The following is a 21,051-nucleotide window of genomic DNA, read 5'->3' as shown; positions in this document are numbered from 1 at the left end:
CCCGGGGCCGCGGCCCCGCATGGGCGTGCGGGGCCACGGTCCGGGCGGTCGTGCGGCTCAGCCGACGTCGACCCAGTCGAGGGTGCGGGTGACGGCCTTCTTCCAGGTGGCGTAGCCCGCGTCGCGCTGGTCCTGCGACCAGGTGGGCTCCCAGCGGCGGTCTTCCTGCCAGTTCTGCTTGAGCTCGTCGGTGGACTTCCAGAAGCCCACGGCGAGCCCGGCGGCGTAGGCGGCGCCGAGCGCGGTCGTCTCCGCCACCACGGGCTTGGAGACCGGGACGCCGAGGACGTCGGCCTGGATCTGCATGCACAGGTCGTTGGCGGTGACGCCGCCGTCCACCCGCAGCACGTCCAGGGTGACGCCGGAGTCCTGGCGCATCGCCTCGACCACGTCCCGGCTCTGGTAGCAGATGGACTCCAGGGTGGCCCGGGCGATGTGCGCGTTGTTGTTGTAGCGCGACAGGCCGACGATCGCGCCGCGGGCGTCGGAGCGCCAGTACGGGGCGAACAGGCCGGAGAAGGCGGGCACGAAGAACACCCCGCCGTTGTCCTCGACCTGCCGGGCCAGGGACTCGCTCTGCGCGGCGCCCGAGATGATGCCGAGCTGGTCGCGCAGCCACTGCACGGCCGAGCCGGTCACCGCGATGGAGCCCTCCAGCGCGTACACCGGAGCCTCCTGGCCGAACTGGTAGCACACCGTGGTGAGCAGCCCGTGCTTGGAGCGGACCGGGGTGGTGCCGGTGTTGAGCAGCAGGAAGTTGCCGGTGCCGTAGGTGTTCTTGGCCTCGCCGACCCCGAAGCAGACCTGCCCCACGGTGGCGGCCTGCTGGTCGCCCAGGACGCCGCCGAGCGTGATCTCCGCGCGCAGCGGGCCGTCGGCGCGGGTGTGCCCGAACCCCTCGGCGTGGGAGGAGGGCACGATCTTCGGCAGCATCCGCCGCGGGATGCCGAAGAACGACAGCAGCTCGTCGTCCCAGTCGAGGGTCTCGAGGTTCATGAGCATGGTGCGGCTGGCGTTGGTCACGTCGGTGACGTGCCGCCCGCCGTCGGTGCCGCCGGTCAGGTTCCACAGCAGCCACGTGTCGGTGGTGCCGAAGATCGCCTCGCCGGCCTCGGCCGCCTCGCGCACCCCTTCGACGTTCTCCAGGATCCACTGGATCTTCCCGCCGGCGAAGTACGTCGCGGGCGGCAGACCGGCCTTGGCGCGGATGACGTCGCCCCTGCCGTCGCGGTCCAGCGCCGAGGCGATCCGGTCCGTGCGCGTGTCCTGCCAGACGATGGCGTTGTAGTACGGCCGGCCGGTGGCGCGGTTCCACACCACGGAGGTCTCGCGCTGGTTGGTGATGCCGAGCGCGGCCAGGTCGGAGGCCACGAGATTCGCCTTGGTGAGCGTGGTCTCGATCACCGCCCGGGTGCGCTCCCAGATCTCCGTGGGGTTGTGCTCGACCCAGCCGGCGCGCGGCAGGATCTGCTCGTGTTCGAGCTGGTGGCGGGCGATCTCGTTGCCGCCGTGATCGAAGATCATGAAGCGGGTGCTCGTCGTTCCCTGGTCGACGGCTCCGACGAAGTCCGGCATGGAATCGTGCCTCCTCAACGGGATGGGATGGTGGTCAGGCGTTCTCGAGCGAGTCCTTCTCCGGAACCCGGCCAGGCTCGGGGCCCTCCGCGATCGGCAGGAACCGTCCCACCAGGAGCTGGTAGAGGCCGGCGCCGAGCAGACCGCCGATGATGGGGCCCACGATGGGCACCCAGAAATAGAGCTGCCCGTACTGGTCTCGCCAGGCCGTGTGATACCCCGTGATGAACGACGCCAGACGTGGCCCCAGGTCGCGGGCCGGGTTGATGGCGTACCCGGCGTTGGTGCCCCAGGCCATGCCGATGGCGACGACGATCAGGCCGATGATGAACGGCGCGAGGTTGGCGAGCGGCGGGGTGCTGTGGACGTCGGTGACGGCCAGGATCAGGAACAGCAGGATCGCGGTGCCGATCACCTGGTCGCGGAAGGCGCCCCAGGTCCCGACCGGAAGCACGCCGTTGCCGGGCAGGGTGGAGAAGACGCCCTGCGTCTTGACGGTGTGGCCGGGATCGACCTTGGCCAGCACCTCGGCGTAGTTGAAGCGGACGATGAGTGCTGCCACGAACGCCCCCGCGATCTGTGCCAGCGCGAACGGCGCCACCTTCCGCCACTCGAAGCCCTTGAACACGGCCATGGCGATGGTGACGGCCGGGTTGAGGTGCGCGCCGCTGATCCGCGCCGCGACGTAGACGCCCAGGGTCACGCCGAGCCCCCAGGCCCACGCGATGCTGTCGTGGTCCCCGAAGCCGCCCGCGACGACCTGGGCCACCACACCGACGCCGAACAGGATGAGGATCAGGGTGCCCGCGAACTCGGCGGCCAGCTCGCCGAGCATGCTACGGGCCTTCAACCGTTCCGCCATGTCTCCTCCTCGAAGTGCCCGGCCACATCGCCGTCCTCGGGCAGGAACGGATGCCGCCGAAGGCATGAAGTCCGGTGAGGCGACCACCACCTCACGGATGACTTGGAAGCTAAGTGAGGAAAACCACAGCGTCAACGACATGGTGCCGACAATGTCGAACACTAGTCAGCTATGACATGCGGGATTATGGTCTGATGCTATGGGGCAGCGCACATCGCGCCCTGTATGAGGTGATATGTGTAATTTTTTTCTTGACCCGTGCCGACATTGTCGAACGTCGGCCGCAGAGGGCTAGGCTCGATGCCGTGCCTGGTCCAGTGCAGTCCATCCAGCGAGGAGCCGCCATCCTCCGCCTCCTCGCGCGCAGCTCGGGAAGACTCGGCGTGGGAGAGATCGCCACCTCGCTCGGTCTGCCCCGCGGCACCGCCCACGGCCTGCTCCGCACCCTGCAACTGGTCGGCTTCGTGGAGCAGGACGGGGCGACGGGCAAGTACCAGCTCGGCGCGGCCCTGCTCCACCTCGGCACGAGCTACCTGGACGTCAACGAGCTCCGCTCACGCGCGATCAACTGGGCGGACGCGCTCGCGGCGCGGAGCTGCGAATCCGTCAAGATCGGCACCGTCCTCGACGGCCAGGTCCTCGTGGTGCACCACGTCTTCCGTCCCGACGACACCCTGCAGACCCTCGACGTCGGCTCGCTGATGCCGATGCACGCCACCGCCCTGGGAAAGGTGCTGCTGGCCTTCGACTCCGGCGCGAGCGCCGCCCTCGGCAACGGACCGCTGGAGGCGTACACCCGCCGGACCATCGTCGCCCCCCGGGACCTGGCCCGGAGCCTGGCGGGCATCCGCGAGGTCGGGTGGGCCTCGCAGGTGGAGGAGATGGCCGTCGGCGAGGCCGCCATCGCCGCTCCCATCCGCGGTCACGGCGGACTCGTCGTCGGAGCCATCGGGATCTCGGGCGCCGTCGAACGGATATGCGACGCCAAAGGCCAGCCCAACACCGTCCTGGTGACGTTCGTGCGCGACGCCGCGCGCGCGGTCTCCCGGGACCTCGGTGCCTCGCGCTGGTGACACCTAACTCATACATACCGAGGTGAACGCCATGGCCGCGCGCTACGTAATGTCCATCGACCAAGGTACGACGTCGACCCGGTGCATCATCTTCGACCAGCAGGGACGCCTGGTGTCGGTGACCCAGCGCGAGCATCGCCAGCACTTCCCGCACCCCGGGTGGGTCGAGCACGACGCCGTCGAGATCTGGCGCAACCTGGAGCGCATCGCCCCCGCGGCGCTCCGGCAGGCGGGGGTCGGCCTGGACCAGCTCGCGGCCGTCGGCATCGCGAACCAGCGGGAGACCACCCTCCTGTGGGACCGGCGCACCGGCCTGCCCCTCCATCGGGCGATCGTGTGGCAGGACACCCGGACGAACGCGCTGGTCGACGACCTGGCCGCCCGTCCCGACTCCTCGATGGTGCAGAAACGCTGCGGCCTGCCGCTCGCCACCTACTTCTCCGCCCCGCGCGTGCGCTGGCTGCTCGACGAGACCCCCGGGCTGAGGGAGCGCGCCGAGCGGGGCGAGGTGCTGTTCGGCACCATGGAGACCTGGCTCATCTGGAACCTCACCGGCGGCTCCGACGGCGGCCTGCACCTCACCGACGTCACCAACGCCAGCCGCACCCTGCTGATGGACCTGACCACGCTGGAGTGGGACGACGACCTGCTCGACTTCTTCGGCGTCCCGCGCGCCATGCTGCCGCAGATCCGGCCCTCGACCGAGACGTACGGGGTGGCCAGCCGCGTCCTGCCCGGCGTCCGCATCGGCGCGGCGCTGGGCGACCAGCAGGCGGCGCTGTTCGGCCAGACCTGCTTCGCACCGGGCGAGGCGAAGTGCACCTACGGCACCGGCGGCTTCCTGCTGCTCAACACCGGCGACGAGCCGGTCCGCTCCACCCACGGGCTGCTCACGACCGTCGGCTACCAGGTCGGCGCCGAGCCGGCGGTGTACGCCCTGGAGGCGCCGATCGCCGTCACGGGCGCGCTGGTGCAGTGGTTCCGCGACGGCCTCGGCCTGATCAACAGCGCTCCGGAGATCGAGACGCTGGCCAAGACGGTGGACGACAACGGCGGGTGCTACATCGTGCCGGCGTTCGCCGGGCTGTTCGCCCCGCACTGGCGGAGCGAGGCCCGCGGCGTCATCGTCGGCCTCACGTCCTACATCACCAAGGGGCACCTCGCGCGGGCGGTCCTGGAGGCCACCGCCTGGCAGACCCGCGAGGTCGTCGACGCCATGAACGCGGACTCCGGGCTCGACCTGCGCGTTCTCAAGGTCGATGGCGGCATGACCGCCGACAACCTCCTCATGCAGTACATCGCCGACGTCCTGGACGTCCCGGTCGTCCGCCCCATGGTGGCCGAGACCGTCTCACTCGGGGCCGCGTACGCCGCCGGGCTGGCCGTCGGCTACTGGCCGGACCTGGAGGGCCTGCGCCGCAACTGGCATCGCGCCGCCCAGTGGCTGCCGGCCATGGACCCGAAGCGCCGCGACGAGGAGTACGACAACTGGCGCCGGGCCGTGGAGCGGACGTTCGGCTGGATGCGCCCGCACCACTGACGCCCGGTCACCCGGCCTGCTCACCCGGCCTGCTCACCTGGCGGGCGCCTCCTGGAGCGGGAAGTGGCAGGCGGCCGCGTGCAGCGGCTCGCCCAGGGACGGCTCCAGCGGCGGCACGTCCTGGGCGCAGACGTCCTCCGCCTTCCAGCAGCGGGTACGGAACCGGCACCCCGACGGGGGGTCGAGCGGGGAGGGCACCTCGCCCTTGAGCAGGATCCGCTCCCGCCGCGCCCCCTGGCTGACGTCGAGCACCGGCGCCGCGGACATCAGCGCGGCGGTGTAGGGATGGCGGGGCCGGTCGAAGACCTGCTCCGTCGGGCCGGTCTCGACGATCTTGCCGAGGTACATGACCGTGACGCGGTCCGCGACGTGGCGGACCACGGACAGGTCGTGGGAGATGAAGACGTACGACACCCCGAGCCGGGCCTGGAGGTCGGTGAGGAGGTTGAGCACCTGCGCCTGGACCGACAGGTCCAGCGCCGACACCGGCTCGTCGCACACGATGACGTCCGGTTCGAGCGCCAGAGCGCGGGCGATCCCGAGCCGCTGGCGCTGGCCTCCGGAGAACTCCTGCGGATAACGGCGCGCGTCGCCGGCCCGCAGCCCCACCATGTCGAGCAGCTCGGCCACCCGCTTGCCGCGCTCCTTGACCGGCACCAGGTCACGGTGCGTGCGCCACGGCTCACCGACGATGTCCTCGGCGCACAGCCGGGCGTTCAGCGACGCGAACGGATCCTGGAACACCATCTGCACCCGGCGCCGCCACTTCAGCAGCTCCTTGCCGCGCAGCGCGAACGGGTCCACGCCCTCGAACCGGACGGTGCCCTGGTCAGGGCGTTCCAGCATGAGCAGCACCCGGGCGAGGGTCGACTTGCCGCAGCCGGACTCCCCGACCAGGCCCAGCGTCTCGCCGTGCCCGAGCCGCAGGTCGACGCCGTCGAGCGCGCGCAGCCGGTTACGGCCGGAGGCGCCGCGGGCCACGTGGAAGGACTTGCTGACCCCTGTCACCTCCAGCAGGGGAACGGCCGTCTCCTTCGCCGCGAGGGTGGGCGTGGCGGGCTCAGTCATCGGTCAGCTCCCTCCAGTGGTGGCACGCCGACAGACGGCCGGGGCCGGTCTCGACGAGGACAGGGCGCTGCTCCGCGCACACGTCGCCGGCCATCGGGCAGCGCGCGCGGAAGGCGCATCCCGAGGGCACGGAGTGCAGGTCGGGCGGGCTGCCCGGGATGGACTTCAGGGTGGTGCCGCGCGCCACCTCGGCCGGCACCGAGTCCAGCAGGCCGCGGGTGTAGGGGTGGCGGGGGCGGGAGAAGACGTCCGCCACCCGGCCGGTCTCGACGACGGCGCCCGCGTACATGACGGCCACGTGGTCGGCCTGCTCGGCCACCACCGCGAGGTCATGGGTGATCAGGATCAGCGCCGTCTGCTGCTCGGTGCGCAGCTCGCGCAGCAGCTCCATGATCTGGGCCTGCACGGTGACGTCGAGGGCGGTGGTGGGCTCGTCGGCCAGCAGCACCTTGGGGTGGAGGGCCACCGCCAGCGCGATGAGCAGCCGCTGGCGCATGCCGCCGGAGAACTGGTGCGGATAGGCGCTCACGCGGGCGCCCGGCTCGGGGATGCCGACCCGTTCCATCAGCTCGACGGCCCGCTGCCGCGCCGCGCGGCGCGACAGGCCCTGGTGGATCCGGAACGGCTCGGCGAGCTGGGCGCCGACCGTCTGCACGGGGTTCAGCGCGGTCAGCGCGTCCTGGAACACGATCGACAGGCCGGGGCCGGCCAGCTTGCGGCGCTGTGCCGGCGACAGGGTGAGGATGTCGGTCCCGTCCAGGCGCACGGCGCCGCCGGCGACGTGCGCCACCGGGTCGAGGAGGCCGACGATGGCCTGCGCCGTCATGCTCTTGCCGCAGCCCGACTCGCCCAGGAGCGCCAGCGTCTCGCCGGAGCGGACGGAGAAGCTGACCTCGCGCACGGCGCGGACCGTCCCGGCGGGGGTCCTGATGTCGACGGCCAGCTTGTCGACCTCCAGCACCGGCCGTCCCGGCTCCGCGGCGGCGATCGCCGTGCCGTTCGACTCGCTCACGCCCGCACCTCCTTGATCTTGCGCCGGGAGCGGGGCAAGGTGAGCCGCCACCGCTGTCCGGGGTCCATGGCCAGCCGCGCCCACGAGGCGAGGACGGTCGCCGAGACGGTGGTCACCACGATGGCGAGACCGGGGAAGACGGCGATCCACCAGGCGCTCTGGAGGACCTGCCGGCCCTGGGCGACCATCAGGCCCCAGCTCATGTCCGGCGGCTGGATGCCGATGCCGAGGAAGCTCAGCGACGATTCGGTCAGCATCACGAAACAGAAGTCCAGGGTCGCGACGGTGAACAGGGTCGGCAGCACGGTCGGCGCCACGTGCCGGCCGATGATGGCCCAGCTGCCGGTGCCGAAGGTCCGCGCCGCGTCCACGAACAGCCTGCTCTGCAGCTCGGCCGACTCCGCCCGCGCGGCCCGCAGGTAGATCGGGATCCGGGCGACGGCCAGGACCAGGACGATGTTCATGGCACTGGGCGAGAAGACGTACAGCACGACCACGGCCAGCAGCAGCGAGGGGAAGCTGAGGATGACGTCGGCGATCCGCATGGAGACGTTCTCGCGCCGGCCGCGGTGGTAACCGGCCCACATGCCCCAGACCGACCCGATGACCAGCGAGATCAGGACGGCCGGGACCGAGACGGAGAGCGTCGTGCGGCTGGCCACGATGAGCCGGGCCAGCACGCTGCGCCCGAGCGAGTCGCTGCCGAGCAGGAACGCGAAGCCGTCGTCGAGGCTGAAGGGCGGCCGGTTGACCGCCCGCAGGTTCTGCCGGGTGGCCAGGTCGCCGAGCAGGATCGGCCCGATGATGGCGCAGGCGGCCACGACCAGCAGGATCACTACCGCCACGCAGGCGAACCGGTCCCGCAGCAGCAGCCGCCACCAGGTGACCCGCCGGACGGCGGCGGGCCCCGCGGCGGGGGTCTCGGCGGGCCGCTCCGGCCCGGCCTGAGTCGTGGACATGAGGTCTCCGTTGGTCATGTCGTCACGCCCTGGCGGACACGGGAGTCCAGGATCGCGTAGCAGGCGTCGATGACGATGTTGAGCGCGAAGATCGTGAGCGCGGTCACCAGGACCGCGGCCTGCAGCACCGCGAAGTCACGCTGCAGGATCGAGGTGATCATCAGCTTGCCGATGCCCGGCCAGCCGAAGATCGTCTCGACGACCACGGCCCCGTTGACCAGCCCGACCGTGAGGTCTCCGGCCACGGTCAGCGCCGGAGGGGCGGCGTTGCGCAGCGCGTGGCCGAACACCACCCGGATCTCGCCCGCGCCCTTGCTCCGCGCCACCTTGATGTACGGCGCGGACAGCGCGGTGACCATCGCCCCGCGCACCACCTGCACGAGCACGCCGAACGGCCGGATCAGCAGGGTGAGCACGGGCAGCACCCACGCAGCCGCGCCCTCCGTGCCCGAGGTGGGCAGCCAGCCGAGGGCCACGGCGAAGACCAGGACGCCCATGATGGCGAACCAGAAGTCCGGCATGCTCGCCGCGGTGGTCGAGGTGAAGCTGGCGACCCGGTCCGCGACGGAGTTGGGACGGTAGGCCGCCCAGCTCCCGACGACGACGGCGCCCAGGATCGCCAGGATCATGGTCGCCCCCGCGAGCTGCAGCGTCGCCGGGAACGCCCGCAGCACGGCCTCGGCCGCCGGCTGCGCGGTCCGCAGCGACTCGCCGAAGTCCAGCCGTACGACCTGGCCCAGGTACTCGCCGAACTGGACGAGCAGCGGCTGGTCGAACCCGTGCCGGGCGGAGAACTCGGCCCGCATCTCCGGCGTGGCGCTGAGCGGCAGGTAGAGGTTCGCCGGGTCGCCGGTGAGACGTGCCAGGCAGAACACCCCGAGGACCACGATGACCAGCGGGATCGCGCTGGAGACGATGCGACGCCGCAGGAAGGTCAGCACACGCGTTCCTCTCAGCCGGCCGGGTGCATGTCGGCGAGGCGCATCTCGTCGTTCGTGGCCGCGTTGGGCTTGTAGGAGACCTTGGGCGACAGGGCGAGGATGCCGGTCATGTGCGCCATGACCGCGTCCCGCACGACCTCCTTGTTCTGGTACTCCAGCGCCTTGGCGAACGCCGCCTGGCGCTCCTCCGCGGAGGCCTGCTCGGCGGTGTTGATCAGGTTGTCCAGCTCGGCGGTGCCGTAGCTGCTCTGGGCGCCCTTGCTGCCGTAGATCTGGCCCATCGTGAAGGCCGCGTCACCGGCCTGGTTGCCGTGCTGGGCCTGGAGCAGGGTGGGGCCGGGGTCCTTGGGGAACGGGCGCAGCAGGTACTCCAGCCAGGCGTTCACGTCGAGCATCTCGATCTTCACCGACAGCCCGGCCTCGATCAGCGAGTTCTGCACGACCTCCATCGCCTCGGCGGCCTTGGGGTAGATCCCGTTCCGGCCAATGATCTTGATGGGGGTGTCCGTGGGGACGCCCGCCGCCTTGGCCTCCGCGATCAGCTTCTTGGCCTGGGCCATGTCGTACGGCCACGGCTGGATGGCGGTGCTGTGTCCGGTCACGCCTTCGGGGACGAGCTGTCCCGCCGGCTTGCCCAGCCCGGCGAAGACCGAGGCGACGAGGCCGCTCCGGTCGATGGCGTAGTTGATCGCCTGGCGCACGCGGATGTCGTTCAGCGGCGGCCTGGTGGCGTCGATGCGCAGGTAGGAGGTCTCGTTGTTGGGGAACTGCACGGCCGAGTCGCCGGCGCCGTCCTCCGGGGCGAGGCCGATGGCCACGTCCGCCTCGTCGCTCTTGACCATGGCCGCGCGGATGCTGCCCTCGGTACGCCAGACGTACTCCGCGGCGGCGAACTCGGGCGCCTTGCCCCAGTAGCCGGCGAACCGCTCCAGGCGGAGGCTGCGGCCGGTGTCCCACTTCGCGAGCTTGAACGGGCCGGTGCCGACGGGCTCGCGGACCTTGCCGGTCGTGCTCGTGGTGGTCGGCACGACCTCGACGAACGACAGCCGCAGCGGCAGGATCGGGTCGGGCTTGGCGGTCTTCACCTTGAGCGTCGCGTCGTCCACGGCCGTCGCCGTGAGCTTGATGCCGCCGAAGACGTAGCCGTTCACGTTGCAGTCGATCTTGGAGCCGAGGGTGCGGTCGATGGAGAAGGCCGCCGCCTTGGCGTCGAACGCGGTGCCGTCGTGGAACTTCACGCCCTTGCGCAGGGTGAAGGTCCACTCGGTCGGCGAGTCCTGCTTCCACTCCGTGGCCAGCGCCGGCTGGAGCGCCCCGGTGCTGGGGTCGCGCTCGGTGAGCGCCTCGGTGATGTTGGCCCGGGTGACGCGCCCGGTGGCGGTGAGGGAGGCGTCACACGGCTCCAGCGTCGGGGGCTCCTCGGGCAGCACGATGCGGACGGTGGCCGCCGCCGCTCCGGACGAGGGCTCCGGGTCGCTGTTCGCGACCGAGCAGGCGCCGGCCGACAGGATCGTGCCCAGTGCCAGGAGGGCTGAGGCCGCCTGACGGCGGTGAGGGGTGTTGAACACGCGCGGTGTTGTGGTCATGGTTCCTCCGAAAACGCCTGCTGCCGGTACCGGGCAGGCGACGTGCTATGCGACGGGCGTCGCGCTGAGGGCGGCGAGCCCGCGGTCGATGATGCGGGCGAGCTGCTCGCGGTGCTGCGGGGTGACCTGGGCCAGCGGCGCGCGGACGGGTCCCGCGGAGCGGCCGCGGATCTCCAGCCCGGCCTTGACCAGGGAGACGGCGTAGCCGGGAGTGGTCTGGCGCAGCTCGGCGAGCGGGGCGTAGAACTCGCGCAGCAGGAGGTCCTGGGTCGCCTCGTCGCCCTTCTCGAACGCCTGGAAGAACGCGACGGCGACCTCCGGGAGGAACGCCAGCACCGCCGAGGAGTAGGCGCGGGCGCCGAGACCGACATAGGAGCGGGCGAAGACCTCCGCGGTCGGCATGCCGTTGAGCAGGGGGAGGCGTCCGCCGGTGGCGACCTGGATGAGCTGGAGCAGCTCCATGTCGCCGTGCCCGTCCTTCAGCGCGACGATGTTGTCCACCTCGGCGAGCTCGGCCACCGCCTCGGGCGAGAAGATGGCGGTGCCGCGCTGGTAGAGGATCACGTCCAGGTCCGTGGCGGCGGCCACCTCGCGGTAGTGGGACACGAGCCCGGCCTGCGGCCCGACCTGGAGGTACGGCGGAAGCGCGAGCACGCCGTCGGCCCCGGCGGCCTGCGCGGCACGGGCGAACTCCGCGGCCGTCCGGGTGCCGCCGCCGACGCCGGCGAGCACGGGGGTGGCGCCGGCGACGTGCTCGACGGCCGCGCTGACCACCGCCTGGTGCTCGGTGGCGGTCAGGGATGCCAGCTCACCGGTCCCGCAGGCGACGAAGATCGCACCCGGCTTCGCGTCGAGCACGTCGGTCAGGTGGGATCTGAAACGGGACAGGTCCACGTCCCCCGACTCCGTGAACGGAGTGACGGGGAAGGCGAGCAGACCGGTCAGCGTGGCGGCGACCCGCGGGACGGTGGAGGACATCAACGGCTACCTCTTGTCTACATATGGAGACCGCATCTATATTTGTAGCCGAGACATTAAGTTGGTGTTTCCATAAACGTCAAGAGGGGTGTAGATGGGGATCATGTCCCCCAATGCATCGACCGGCCCCCCCGAGACCGGAGGAGGCGTCCGCAGCGTCAAATCGGCCGAGCGGACCATCGCCGTGCTCGAATACCTCAGCTCCGCCAAGGAGGCGTGCTCGCTGCGCGACGTGTCCACCGCGCTGGACATGCCCCGGGCCAGCGGTTACGCGCTCCTCACCACCCTGGTCAACACGGGATGGCTGGAGACCGACGGCGTCGGCCGTTACCGGATCGGCATCCGAGCGCTGCGCGCCGGGGCGGCGTACGTCGAGCGGGACGACGTGGTCCAGCGGGCGCAGCCGGTGATGAACGAGCTGAACGCCGAGCTCGACGAGACCGTGCACCTGGCACGCCTCGACGGATCCGAGGTCGTCTACCTGGCCACCAACATCTCCCGGCACTCCCTGGCCGTCGTCTCCCGGCCCGGCCGGCGGCTGCCGTCATGGGCGACCGGCCTCGGCAAGGCCATCCTCGCAGAGCGTCCCTGGGAGGAGGTGGACGAGCTCCTGCCGGAGACCCTGGAGCCGCGCACCACCCACACGATCACCGACCGGGCGGCGCTGTGCGGCGAGCTCCAGGAGATCCGGCGCCGCGGCCACGCCGTGGACGAGCAGGAGTCCACCATCGGCCTGCGCTGCTTCGCCGTCGCGCTGCACTTCGGCTCCGCCGTCCCCAACGAGGCTCTGAGCTGCTCCATCCCCCTCGTCCGCCTCAGCCCGGAGCGGGAGGAGGTGGTCGTGGCCTCCCTGCTCCGTGCCCGGACGCGCATCACGAGCTGATCGCTGGTCGCGGCGCACCTGCTGAGCGTCGCCTCCGGGGCCGGTGGGGGCGGATCCGGCCGGTCCCGGAGGGGATGCGGACCTAGTCGGCGGCGGTGAGTCCTTCGGCGATCTTCTTCAGCTCGCGGTCGACGGCCTCGGGGCCGTCGAGCTTCTTGACGTACGTCGGGCTGAACATGATCTCGGCCCGCCGCCGCTCGCCCATGTTCAGGAAGAGCGTGGGCGTACCCTTCCCGCCGTCCTCGCCGACCCCCTGGACGACCGTGTAGCCCGTCCGGTCGCCGACGGTCACCTCTTCGCCCTCGCCCTCGTCACGGTGCGCCTTCACCCGGTCGTCGATCTCCTGGACGGCCTGGTCCTCGTACACGTAGATCTGGACGCAGTAGAAGCCGTGCTTGTCGCCGTCGTAGTTCCACGAGGTCGTGTAGGCGTCACCGTAGTCCACGGACCAGTGGGACCACTGCAGGCCGTCGGGCAGGTACCCCACCTTGACGCGCCCGAACGCCTTCCCGTCGCCCAGGTCACCGAGGCTCGGGGGCTCGGACGGCGCGGGCGGGGTGTCGTCGATGGCGGGCTCGGCCGGCGCCTCGGAGGCCGAGGCCGTTTCGTGGGCGGCGGGCGTCTGCGTGGTGCCCGGGGCCACCGTCAGGTAGAGGGGCGCCGCCGCGGCGACGGCCAGCGACGTGGCCACCGCCGCGATCCTGCCCCGTCCCCGTCTCCGCCGGGAGGACCGCATGACCCGCCAGGCGAGGTCCGGTGCGGCGTGCAGTTTCGCGGTCTCGTCCGCCATGATCTGGCGGAGCTGGTCCTCAAGAGCGGGCATTGCCGATCACTCCTTCCATGGATTCCTCGCCAAGCGCCGTACGGAGCTTGGCCAGCGCCTTCGACGCCTGACTTTTGACCGTGCCGACCGAGCAGCCGAGCACCTCCGCGGCCTGCGCCTCGCTGAGGTCCTCCCAGTAGCGCAGGACGACCACCGCGCGCTGCCGGGGAGGCAGGTCGCGCAGCGCGTCCATGAGCACGTGGCGCAGGTCGACGTCGGCCGAGCGCGCCGGCGTCTCCGGCAGGACGCGCGTCGGGATGATGCTCAGGATCTTCCGGCGGCGGGCCCGGCTGATGGCGGTGTTGACGATGACGCGGCGTACGTAGGGCTCGGGGCTGTCGGCCCGTACCCGGTCCCAGTTCTTGTAGGTGCGCTCCAGCGCCGTCTGGAGGAGATCCTCTGCCTCCGTCTCGTTTCCGCAGGCGAGATAGGCCACTCGCAGCAGACTCGTGGCCCTCGCGGCCACGAACTCGCCGAAACTGTGCTCCGCGCCGCTCACGGCTGTCTGTCCCGTTTCACGCCTCCTAATACGCCTCGGTGGCCCTGACCGTTGCCCTCCGCCTCGGGCAACCTCCGAGAGGGCCCAGGCGTATTGAGGGTCGTCACTTCTGATCTCTGGAGGAACGCATGAAGTTCGCGACCACACCGGTCCGTCGGCTGATCGCCCTCAGTGCCGGCCTGGCCGCGCTGGGCGCCGCCGCCCTGGTGGGCCTGCCCGGTCCCGCCAGGGCACCGGAGATGCGCCTCACGGCCGCCGCGTCGGCTCCCCCTGGAGGGGCTTACTGGCACGGGAAGGTGCTGTGGAAGGAGACGCATCACCGCCAACTGGGCAGCGGAGGGAACCGTTACTCGGTGGTGGAGCAGGGGCTCCTCGAGCGGTGGACGGCTCCCGACGGCAGATCCTGGGTGGGGTCCAGGACGCTGGGGGCGTATCCGCAGAGTGCGGCGGACCGGAAGGCGTGGCGCCGCGACGGCTCGCCGGCCAAGTGGGCCCGCGCGGCAGACGGCCAGACCGTGTCGCTGTCCACCCAACCGGGCAAGGGCCACGTGAGCCCCGTACGGGGAGACAACACCTTCAACCTGGCCGGGCAGAAGCTGACGTACGACGAGGTCCAGCGACTGCCCGCGGACCCGAACAGGTTGAAGTCCTGGCTCGCCGAGGCCGCACGAGCCGCACGGGAGATGAACGTGGACATGTCCGTCACCGAGGCGCTGCCCGAGCTGCTCTACCTGATTCCGGCGCCCAAGGAGGTGCGCGCCGCGGCCTACCAGGCCCTGCTGACGACGCCCGGCGTCAAGTCCCGGGGCAAGGCGACGGACGGCATGGGCAGAGCCGGTGCGGCCCTCTCGTACGGCTACCCGGACACTGTCGAGAAGGGCAAGACCATGGGGCTCAGAACCGACCTGATCGTCGACACCGGCACGATGCTGCTGCTGTCGAAGGCTCGCACGACTTTGATCGACGGCAAGCCGTTCCCGGACAAGACCAGCACCGAGACCGTGCTCCAGGCCGGCTGGACCGACGCCCAGCCGGCAGTGCCCAGTCTGCCGTAACACGCGGGGAGAGGGGGAGGGCCTATCCCTTGAGCCCGCCGGCCAGCAGGTCGGCGCGCCAGAAGCGCTGCAGGACCAGGACGAGAACGATCAGCGGGACGACCGACACGGCCGAGCCCATGATGACCAGCGAATACAGGTCGCCGTCGCCCGCGCCCTTGCCAAGGAACGTGTACAGGCCCAGAGTGATCGGGTATTTGTCCTGGTCCGACAGCATGATGAACGGCAGCAGGAAGTTGTTCCAGATGCCGACGAACTGCAACAGGAACACCGTCACCAGCCCCTGCGTCATCATGGGCAGCACGATGTGGCCGAAGATGCGGACCTCGCCGGCCCCGTCCAGGCGTGCCGCCTCCAGCGTGCTCTGCGGGACCGCGGCATTGGCGAAGACCCGGCACAGGAAGATGCCGAACGGGTTGATGATGACCGGCAGGAGCACCGACCAGTAGGTTCCGGCCAGGCCCACACCGGCCAGCAGCAGGTACTGCGGGACGGCCAGGACGATGCCGGGCACCAGCACGCCGGCCAGGATCACGGAGAACAGCACCTCGCGGCCGCGGAAGCGGAACTTGGCCAGGGCGTAACCCGCCATGGCCGACACCAGCGTCGACAGGATCGCGCCCACGCCGGCGTACAGCAGCGAGTTGAGCCCCCACTGCCAGAACTGGCCGTCGCCGTACTCGCTGAGGTTGGCGAGGTTGTCGGCGAATCCGCTGCCGGGCGCGAAGGAGAAGGTGGTGAACAGCTCGCGCGGGGTCTTGGAGGCGGCGGTGACCACCCAGAGCACGGGAGTCAGGCAGTACAGCGCGCCGAGCAGCAGGACGATCAGCGGCAGTCGCGGCCGCCTGCGGGCGGCGGGGCGGTGGCGGTGGTCGAACTGGCGGTCGCCGGTACGGGGCGAGGTCTGCAGGGCGGCGCTCATGCGTTGTCCCCGAAGGTCCTGCGCTGGAAGAAGCGCAGCAGGACCAGCGAGAGGACGAGGATGCCCAGGGCGAGCACGACGGAGGCGGCGGCGGCCCCGCCGAGATTGTCGTTCATGAACGCCTCCTGGTAGATCTTCATCAGCGGCACCCAGGTGGAGGAGATGGTGGTCGTCATCGGGCGCAGCGTGGCGGGTTCGCTGTACAGCTGCAGGGTGCCGATCACGGAGAACAGGCCGGTGAGCACGAGGGCGGGGGCCACCAGCGGGATCTTGATGCGCCAGGCGATCTGCAGCTCACTGGCTCCGTCGATCCGGGCCGCCTCGTAGATGGAGGTGGGGATGGCCCGGAGCGACGTGAAGATGATGATCATGTTGAAGCCGACGCCGGACCACAGCGCGATGTTGGCCAGCGAGAAGTACAGGGCGGGGAAGCCGAAGAAGTCCAGCGGCCCGGCGTGCAGCCGCTCGGCGAGGTAGGTGAGCGGGCTGGTGCTGGGCAGGTAGAGGAAGCCCCACAGGAGGCTGGCGATCACACCGGGCACCGCGTACGGCAGGAAGATCGCGGTTCGGGTGAAGCCGCGCGCCCGCACCCGGGGGGTGTCGAGCAGCAGCGCGAACAGCAGGGCCAGGCCCAGCACGCTGGGGATGGCGATGACGCCGTAGAGCAGGACCCGGCCGAGCCCGGCGACGTACCCCGGGTCGCCGAGCGCGGCGAGGTAGTTGTCGAAGCCGACGAAGGTCTGCACGCGCCGCCCGAACGCGCCGCCGCCTTCGACGCGGAAGCCGCGGAAGCTCAGGTAGATCGCGTAACCGATCGGGACGATCAGGAACAGGGCGAAGAGCACGATCGCCGGCGTGGCGAACAGCCATGGGGTGGCGACGGCGCGGATACGCGTGCGCCGTCCGGTCGGTGCGGGGGCCGTGGAGCCAGTGGCGGCCGGGGCGGCCGAGGTGGAGGTGGCGGGCATGAGGCGTCCAGGGTGGGTCGAGAGGCCGACGCTGCGGGCCCGGCCGGTCGCCGGGCCCGCGATCGGCTACTTGGTCACGGTATAGCCAGACTTCTGCAGGTCAGCGACGACGGCCTGCTGCGTGGCCTTGTACACCTCGCGGAAGGAGGTCTTGTTGAGCGCGGCGGTGTTCAGGGCGTCGCCGAAGGCGGTCTGCGCCACGTTGACGTTGGGTCCCCAGGTCACCGGGATGGTCGTGTTCTTGATCACCTGGTCGGCGACCTGGTAGAAGTCCTTCTGCTGCGGCATCAGCCGCGGCGGCTCGTGGGTCAGCGTCGCCTGACGTCCCGCGTTGCCGCCGGGGAAGATGTCGAGGCCGAGCGTCAGCTTGGAGCCCTCGTCGGACGCGCCGAGCCAGGCGGCGAAGGCCGCGGCCTCCTTGGCGTGCTTGGACTTGGCCGGCACCAGATACGTGGAGCCGCCCAGGAACGGGACGGCCGGGTCGCCGGGCGTCCACTGCGGCAGCGGCGCGGACTCCCACTTGCCGGAGGTGTCCGGCGCCACCGAGTGGATCACGTTGGGCGCCCACGCGGCGGCGGCCCAGCTCAGAATCCTGCCGTCGTTGACCTGCGCGTTCCATTCGGGGGTGAGCAGGGGCTCGACCTTGACCAGGTCGCGCTTCACCAGGTCCTCCCAGAAGTCGGCGGTCTTCAGCGACGCCTCGCCGTCGATGCCGACCTTCCAGGCGTCGCCGTCGTTGCTCCACCACCGGGCGCCGGCCTGGGCGGCCTGGGCGGCGAAGAACTCGATCTGGTTGGCCGCGAAGCTGGCGATGTAGACCTTGGGGTCCTTCTTGTGGATCTGCTCGGCGGCCTTGGCGTACTCGGCCCAGGTGGTGGGCACCTTGGCGCCGTACTTGGCGAACAGGTCCTTGCGGTAGGTGAACATCATCGGCCCGATGTCCTGGGGCACGCCGTAGACCTGGTTGTTGAAGGTGGTCAGGGCCCAGATGTTGGGCTCGATGCCGGACTTGGCGCCGGCCACGTCGGCGGTGATGTCCTTGACGGCTCCCGCCACCACCAGGGCGGGCAGACCGCGGTACTCCACCTGCACCACGTCGGGGGTGTCGCCGGCCTGGTCGGCGGCCAGCAGCTTGGAGGCGGTGTCGGCGGTCCCGCCGACCTCCGACAGCTTGATCGTGACGTTCGGGTGTTCCTGGTGGTACTTGTCGGCGATCGCCGTGGCGCGCGGATCGTTGCCCTTGAGGTTCCAAGTCCAGACCTGCAGCGTGACCGGTCCGTCGGCGGCCGCGGTGCCCGAGGAGGCGCCCGAGGAGGAGGTGTCGCCGGACGAGCAGGCGGTCAGCGACGCCGCCAGGGCGACCGTCAGGGCGGCGGCCGGCATCATCCCGCGGCGGCGGCGACGGGGCGGCGGGAGGGTCGGTGGGGTCATGACGGTCTCCTCGGACAGGTGGTGCATCACGGCGGGATGCCGGGTTCGTGCGTTGGGATCTAACCTGATGTTAACGTTGTCATCCTGTCAAGCCCCTGCTCGTAACAGAGCCGACATCGCTTCGGAGCTCACCCCCGTGCTCACCTTCCGCAACCCGGTCCTGACCGGCTGCTATCCGGACCCGTCGATCTGCCGAGCCGGCGAGGACTTCTACCTGGTCACCTCTTCGTTCGCCTACTATCCGGGCATTCCCCTCTTCCACAGCCGTGACCTGGTCCGTTGGCGTCAGCTCACGCACGTGCTGAACCGGCCGGGCCGCCCCTCCCTGGAGGGGCTGGACGTCTCCGACGGCGTCTGGGCGCCGACCATCCGCCACCACGACGGCACCTTCTACGTGGTCTCCACCGTGGCGAGAGGACGGCGGGGGAGCCTCACCTTCGTCGTCACCGCCGACGACCCCGCGGGGCCGTGGTCGGACCCCGTCCCGCTGGAGGCCGAAGGCATCGACCCGTCGCTGTTCTTCGACGACGACGGCCGCTGCTGGTTCACCGCCTGCCGGGACGCCGCCCAGCCGAACGACGGCGGCCCCGGCGAGCTGTGGATGCGCGAGCTCGACCTGCGGAGCCTCGAACTCGTCGGGCCCACCCACGTGCTCTGGCACGGCGCCGTACGCGGGGCGTGGGTGGAGGCGCCGCACCTGTACAAACGCGACGGCGTGTACTACCTGATCGCCGCCGAAGGGGGCACCGAAGGCAATCACAGCGTCACCGCGGCGCGCTCCGGCGTCGTCACCGGTCCCTACGTCACCGATCCGCGCAGCCCGCTGCTGACGCACCGGCATCGCGGCCCGGACGAGCCCATCCACAACGTCGGCCACGCGGACCTGGTGGACACCCCCGACGGTGAGACGTGGGCGGTGACGCTCGGCGTCCGGCCGATCGAGGGCACCCACACGCTGGGCCGGGAGGTGTTCCTGGTGCCTGTCGCGTGGGGCTCCCACGGGCCCGTCTTCGCCCCGGAGTCGGGCGGGGTGCGGCTGTCGGAGCGGTTGCCGTCGATCGCCTCCGGCGGACCGGAGGGGGACGACGCCGGGGTGGCGGGCCGGGTGACCTTCGACGAGCCGGTGCTGGGCCTGGAGTGGAACAGCCTCCGCGGCCCGGTCGGCGACCGCGTCAGACCCTCGGCCGGCGGGCAGGGGCTGGACCTGGAGCTCGCTGCTGAGCCGCTCAGCTCCACCGGCGTACCGGCCTTCGTCGGCCGGCGTCAGCAGCACGTCCGCTTCCACGCGCGGGCCCGGATCAGCTTCACCGCCACCCATCCGGCGGAGGAAGCCGGTGTGGCCGTCTTCCAGAGCCAGGACCGCTACGCCACGCTCGCCCTCACCGTGGACGCCAGGGGAAGAGCGCAGGCGGTGCTGACGGTCCGGGACGCGGGCACCAGCACCCGCCTGGCCTCGGTGCCGGTGTCGGCAGGCGAGGCGGTGCTGGCCGTCGACGGAGACGAGGCCGGCTACACCTTCCGCCTCAAGGAGCCCGGCGCCGGCCAGTGGATCGACCTGGCCGGTGTCGAGCGGCCCTTCTTCAGCACCGAGCGCGCGGGCGGGTTCGTGGGGGTCTTCCTGGGGCTCTACGCCACCGGCAACGGACAGGCCGGTCACGGCCGGGCGCACGTCCACTGGTTCGACTACCGGCCCGCCGGCTCCGACGGCCCCGCGTGACGGAGTCGTCGGGGCAGAGCGGCTAGCGCTGGGGCCGGGGCGGCGCGGTGCTGCGCCGGACCACCAGCTCGGGGGCGATCCGCTCGCTCATGGCCGGCTCGCCGCGCATCATCCGCAGCAGTTGCTCGATCGAGCGCTGTCCGAGACCGACGAAGTCCTGACGGACCGTGGTCAGCGCGGGCACCAGGTAGGCGGCCCCGGCGGTGTCGTCGAACCCGACGAGCGAGACGTCGGCCGGAACCTTGACGCCGAGCTCAGCGAAGGCCGCCAGCACGCCCATGGCCATCTGGTCGTTGCCGGCGAAGATCGCCGTCGGAAGCTCGTGCTCCGGACGGGTGACGAGGTAATGGGCGAGCCGGTAGCCGCTGTTTCCGGTGAAGTCGCCTTCGAGCAGCTCTCCGCCGGCCCCGGGCGTGTCCTCCAGCGCGGCTCGCCAGCCGTCCACGCGGGCCCGCGCGTCGAAGGTGCGCAACGCCCCGGTCAGGTGGACGACATGGCGATGCCCCTGCTCCAGCAGGTGACGCACGGCCAGCCGCGCGCCCAGCTCCTGGTCGAGCTCGACGAAGCCGAGCTCCGGGTTGGGCACGTTGCCGGACATGACCACCGTCATCGGCACGCCGGTGACGATGTCGGCCAGCGCGTCCGCCACCAGGGGCCGGTCCGCGATGACGGCGATGGCCTCCACCGACTGGTCGGTGAGCCGTTGCAGCGTCTCGGCCAGGTCCATGGTGCTGCCGCCCTGCCAGCTGGCCAGGTTGACCCAGTACCCGGCCAGCTGCGCCGCGGTCTGCACGCCGCGCAGGATCCTGGGCAGCTCGAACAACTCGGCCCCGGCGAGCACCACGCCGATCGTCGAGGAGCGGCGGCTCTTGAGCGCGCGGGCGACGCTGTTGCGGCGGTAGCCGAGCTTCTCGATGGCGGCCTCGACCCGGGCGCGGGTCTCCGGCCGGACGGAGGGGTGATCGTTGAGGACGCGGGATACGGTGACGTGTGACACGCCGGCCTCGCGTGCCACATCCACCATGCCTGGTGCCCGGTTCATGTCCTTCGTTTCCCGCGCCTCCACCGCGGCGTGCTCGCCTGGCGGTGCTGACTCGATCGTGCCACATCCGCCGGGCGTCTCACGCCGCCTCCGAGCCTCAGGCAGGCGCGTCCGCCG

General features: G+C 71.1%; 19 protein-coding genes. 5 read left to right on the top strand and 14 right to left on the bottom strand.

Going from position 1 to position 21,051, the window contains the following annotated elements; translation table 11 throughout:
* Window positions 1–57: 57 nt before the first annotated feature.
* Both glpK (ABZS51_RS10570) and ABZS51_RS10565 read right to left on the bottom strand, forming a co-directional pair.
* Window positions 58–1,575 carry a glycerol kinase GlpK gene (gene glpK, locus ABZS51_RS10570; RefSeq protein WP_355438474.1) on the bottom strand — a complete coding sequence of 506 codons (1,518 nt, stop codon included), beginning with the start codon at window positions 1,573–1,575 and terminating at the stop codon, window positions 58–60.
* A gap of 34 nt (window positions 1,576–1,609) precedes the next feature.
* Window positions 1,610–2,437, bottom strand: a complete 828-nt coding sequence (locus ABZS51_RS10565; RefSeq protein WP_355438472.1) for an MIP/aquaporin family protein — start codon at window positions 2,435–2,437, stop codon at window positions 1,610–1,612.
* A 305-nt stretch (window positions 2,438–2,742) separates the two neighbouring features.
* Between ABZS51_RS10565 and ABZS51_RS10560 the strand changes: the two genes are divergently transcribed.
* Both ABZS51_RS10560 and glpK (ABZS51_RS10555) read left to right on the top strand, forming a co-directional pair.
* On the top strand, window positions 2,743–3,510 hold the full coding sequence (locus ABZS51_RS10560) for an IclR family transcriptional regulator (protein ID WP_310707925.1): 768 nt from the start codon (window positions 2,743–2,745) through the stop codon (window positions 3,508–3,510).
* Between the two features lie 31 nt (window positions 3,511–3,541).
* The gene (gene glpK, locus ABZS51_RS10555; protein ID WP_355438470.1) at window positions 3,542–5,050 is read left to right on the top strand and encodes a glycerol kinase GlpK; all 1,509 of its coding nucleotides are present in this window, start codon (window positions 3,542–3,544) and stop codon (window positions 5,048–5,050) included.
* 33 nt (window positions 5,051–5,083) lie between these two features.
* Here the strand turns inward: glpK (ABZS51_RS10555) and ABZS51_RS10550 are convergent, their stop codons facing one another.
* Genes ABZS51_RS10550 through ABZS51_RS10525 form a run of 6 tightly spaced genes read right to left on the bottom strand, consistent with a single transcriptional unit; the run spans window position 5,084 to window position 11,594 of the window.
* Window positions 5,084–6,118: an oligopeptide/dipeptide ABC transporter ATP-binding protein gene (locus ABZS51_RS10550; RefSeq protein ID WP_310707927.1), complete on the bottom strand. Its 1,035-nt coding sequence runs from the start codon at window positions 6,116–6,118 to the stop codon at window positions 5,084–5,086.
* A complete protein-coding gene (locus ABZS51_RS10545; protein WP_355438467.1) occupies window positions 6,111–7,130 on the bottom strand; it encodes an ABC transporter ATP-binding protein in 1,020 nt (339 codons plus the stop codon). The genes ABZS51_RS10550 and ABZS51_RS10545 overlap by 8 nt, the downstream gene beginning before the upstream one ends.
* A complete protein-coding gene (locus tag ABZS51_RS10540; protein WP_355438465.1) occupies window positions 7,127–8,089 on the bottom strand; it encodes an ABC transporter permease in 963 nt (320 codons plus the stop codon). Before ABZS51_RS10540 ends, ABZS51_RS10545 begins: the two co-directional genes overlap by 4 nt.
* Before the next feature lie 14 nt (window positions 8,090–8,103).
* Entirely contained in the window at window positions 8,104–9,030 is a 927-nt protein-coding gene (locus ABZS51_RS10535) for an ABC transporter permease (RefSeq protein WP_355438463.1), read from the bottom strand.
* 11 nt (window positions 9,031–9,041) lie between these two features.
* Entirely contained in the window at window positions 9,042–10,616 is a 1,575-nt protein-coding gene (locus ABZS51_RS10530) for an ABC transporter substrate-binding protein (RefSeq protein ID WP_310707931.1), read from the bottom strand.
* A gap of 45 nt (window positions 10,617–10,661) precedes the next feature.
* A complete protein-coding gene (locus ABZS51_RS10525) occupies window positions 10,662–11,594 on the bottom strand; it encodes a 5-dehydro-4-deoxyglucarate dehydratase (protein WP_355438461.1) in 933 nt (310 codons plus the stop codon).
* Between the two features lie 103 nt (window positions 11,595–11,697).
* Here ABZS51_RS10525 and ABZS51_RS10520 point away from each other — a divergent pair, with 103 nt between their 5' ends.
* Complete coding sequence (locus tag ABZS51_RS10520) at window positions 11,698–12,477, top strand: IclR family transcriptional regulator (protein ID WP_355438459.1); 780 nt, start codon at window positions 11,698–11,700, stop codon at window positions 12,475–12,477.
* 82 nt (window positions 12,478–12,559) lie between these two features.
* Here ABZS51_RS10520 and ABZS51_RS10515 read toward each other — a convergent pair whose 3' ends face one another.
* Both ABZS51_RS10515 and ABZS51_RS10510 read right to left on the bottom strand, forming a co-directional pair.
* Window positions 12,560–13,300: a hypothetical protein gene (locus ABZS51_RS10515; RefSeq protein ID WP_355438457.1), complete on the bottom strand. Its 741-nt coding sequence runs from the start codon at window positions 13,298–13,300 to the stop codon at window positions 12,560–12,562.
* The gene (locus ABZS51_RS10510; protein WP_355438455.1) at window positions 13,287–13,799 is read right to left on the bottom strand and encodes a SigE family RNA polymerase sigma factor; all 513 of its coding nucleotides are present in this window, start codon (window positions 13,797–13,799) and stop codon (window positions 13,287–13,289) included. The genes ABZS51_RS10515 and ABZS51_RS10510 overlap by 14 nt, the downstream gene beginning before the upstream one ends.
* Before the next feature lie 128 nt (window positions 13,800–13,927).
* On the opposite strand from ABZS51_RS10510, the gene ABZS51_RS10505 reads away from it, so the two are divergent.
* Window positions 13,928–14,854, top strand: a complete 927-nt coding sequence (locus ABZS51_RS10505; RefSeq protein ID WP_355438453.1) for a hypothetical protein — start codon at window positions 13,928–13,930, stop codon at window positions 14,852–14,854.
* Window positions 14,855–14,876: 22 nt separating this feature from the next.
* Here the strand turns inward: ABZS51_RS10505 and ABZS51_RS10500 are convergent, their stop codons facing one another.
* From ABZS51_RS10500 to ABZS51_RS10490, 3 genes are all read right to left on the bottom strand, one after another.
* Window positions 14,877–15,776 carry a carbohydrate ABC transporter permease gene (locus tag ABZS51_RS10500; protein ID WP_310707937.1) on the bottom strand — a complete coding sequence of 300 codons (900 nt, stop codon included), beginning with the start codon at window positions 15,774–15,776 and terminating at the stop codon, window positions 14,877–14,879.
* On the bottom strand, window positions 15,773–16,744 hold the full coding sequence (locus ABZS51_RS10495; protein WP_355438451.1) for a sugar ABC transporter permease: 972 nt from the start codon (window positions 16,742–16,744) through the stop codon (window positions 15,773–15,775). The genes ABZS51_RS10500 and ABZS51_RS10495 overlap by 4 nt, the downstream gene beginning before the upstream one ends.
* A gap of 66 nt (window positions 16,745–16,810) precedes the next feature.
* The gene (locus tag ABZS51_RS10490) at window positions 16,811–18,175 is read right to left on the bottom strand and encodes an extracellular solute-binding protein (RefSeq protein WP_310707939.1); all 1,365 of its coding nucleotides are present in this window, start codon (window positions 18,173–18,175) and stop codon (window positions 16,811–16,813) included.
* A gap of 136 nt (window positions 18,176–18,311) precedes the next feature.
* On the opposite strand from ABZS51_RS10490, the gene ABZS51_RS10485 reads away from it, so the two are divergent.
* Window positions 18,312–19,892, top strand: coding sequence for a glycoside hydrolase family 43 protein (locus ABZS51_RS10485; RefSeq protein ID WP_355438449.1), 1,581 nt, complete (start codon window positions 18,312–18,314; stop codon window positions 19,890–19,892).
* A gap of 22 nt (window positions 19,893–19,914) precedes the next feature.
* Here the strand turns inward: ABZS51_RS10485 and ABZS51_RS10480 are convergent, their stop codons facing one another.
* Entirely contained in the window at window positions 19,915–20,934 is a 1,020-nt protein-coding gene (locus ABZS51_RS10480) for a LacI family DNA-binding transcriptional regulator (protein ID WP_355438447.1), read from the bottom strand.
* Window positions 20,935–21,051 lie beyond the last annotated feature (117 nt).

The organism is Nonomuraea sp. NPDC005501 (genome assembly GCF_040605905.1).
Lineage (GTDB): Bacteria > Actinomycetota > Actinomycetes > Streptosporangiales > Streptosporangiaceae > Nonomuraea.
The sequence above is the reverse complement of the archived record's forward strand: the minus strand, read 5'-3'. Positions and strand labels throughout refer to the sequence as shown.

What these genes read in the sequence shown, in the direction of transcription:
- ABZS51_RS10515 (WP_355438457.1), bottom strand. Translation starts at nt 13,300, where the DNA reads ATGCCCGCTCTTGAGGACCAGCTCCGCCAGATCATGGCGGACGAGACC.
- ABZS51_RS10550 (WP_310707927.1), bottom strand. Translation starts at nt 6,118, where the DNA reads ATGACTGAGCCCGCCACGCCCACCCTCGCGGCGAAGGAGACGGCCGTT.
- glpK (WP_355438474.1), bottom strand. Translation starts at nt 1,575, where the DNA reads ATGCCGGACTTCGTCGGAGCCGTCGACCAGGGAACGACGAGCACCCGC.
- ABZS51_RS10505 (WP_355438453.1), top strand. Translation starts at nt 13,928, where the DNA reads ATGAAGTTCGCGACCACACCGGTCCGTCGGCTGATCGCCCTCAGTGCC.
- ABZS51_RS10500 (WP_310707937.1), bottom strand. Translation starts at nt 15,776, where the DNA reads ATGAGCGCCGCCCTGCAGACCTCGCCCCGTACCGGCGACCGCCAGTTC.
- ABZS51_RS10525 (WP_355438461.1), bottom strand. Translation starts at nt 11,594, where the DNA reads ATGTCCTCCACCGTCCCGCGGGTCGCCGCCACGCTGACCGGTCTGCTC.
- glpK (WP_355438470.1), top strand. Translation starts at nt 3,542, where the DNA reads ATGGCCGCGCGCTACGTAATGTCCATCGACCAAGGTACGACGTCGACC.
- ABZS51_RS10490 (WP_310707939.1), bottom strand. Translation starts at nt 18,175, where the DNA reads ATGACCCCACCGACCCTCCCGCCGCCCCGTCGCCGCCGCCGCGGGATG.
- ABZS51_RS10520 (WP_355438459.1), top strand. Translation starts at nt 11,698, where the DNA reads ATGTCCCCCAATGCATCGACCGGCCCCCCCGAGACCGGAGGAGGCGTC.
- ABZS51_RS10495 (WP_355438451.1), bottom strand. Translation starts at nt 16,744, where the DNA reads ATGCCCGCCACCTCCACCTCGGCCGCCCCGGCCGCCACTGGCTCCACG.
- ABZS51_RS10480 (WP_355438447.1), bottom strand. Translation starts at nt 20,934, where the DNA reads ATGAACCGGGCACCAGGCATGGTGGATGTGGCACGCGAGGCCGGCGTG.
- ABZS51_RS10540 (WP_355438465.1), bottom strand. Translation starts at nt 8,089, where the DNA reads ATGTCCACGACTCAGGCCGGGCCGGAGCGGCCCGCCGAGACCCCCGCC.
- ABZS51_RS10530 (WP_310707931.1), bottom strand. Translation starts at nt 10,616, where the DNA reads ATGACCACAACACCGCGCGTGTTCAACACCCCTCACCGCCGTCAGGCG.
- ABZS51_RS10565 (WP_355438472.1), bottom strand. Translation starts at nt 2,437, where the DNA reads ATGGCGGAACGGTTGAAGGCCCGTAGCATGCTCGGCGAGCTGGCCGCC.